This window comes from Pseudomonas sp. UBA2684 (assembly GCA_002354655.1).
Lineage (GTDB): Bacteria > Pseudomonadota > Gammaproteobacteria > Pseudomonadales > Pseudomonadaceae > Aquipseudomonas.
This window is the reverse complement of the sequence record DELY01000053.1, coordinates 84559-84899: the sequence shown is the minus strand read 5'-3', so window position 1 is coordinate 84899 and position 341 is coordinate 84559. Positions and strand designations below refer to the sequence as shown.

The following is a 341-nucleotide window of genomic DNA, read 5'->3' as shown; positions in this document are numbered from 1 at the left end:
GCTCGCCGACTGGCAGGTGGTGCCCGCCGGCACCGAGGGTTACCGCACCGCCGAAGTGACTCTGGGCGGCATCGATACCCGCGAAGTGTCGTCGAAAACCCTGGAATCGCTGAAAGCGCCGGGGCTGTATTTCATCGGCGAGGTGCTGGATGTCAGCGGCCACCTCGGCGGTTTCAACTTCCAATGGGCCTGGGCCTCGGGCTACGCCGCCGCGCAGTACGTGTAATCCGCGTGGCTGGCGCAGGCCGGGCGTTGCCAAGACAGCGTTGATCACTGGCTCGCCTGCGTTGCGCCGCTACAACACCATGGGTTGGTACGCCGCTACGCTGCGTTTCTCGCCT

Annotated in this window: 1 protein-coding gene; it reads left to right on the top strand. The window is 65.7% G+C overall.

What is annotated here, in order from left to right:
• The coding region (locus B3M58_RS20675) for an NAD(P)/FAD-dependent oxidoreductase (protein WP_296222082.1) at positions 1–226 on the top strand (226 nt) is incomplete at its 5' end.
• Positions 227–341 lie beyond the last annotated feature (115 nt).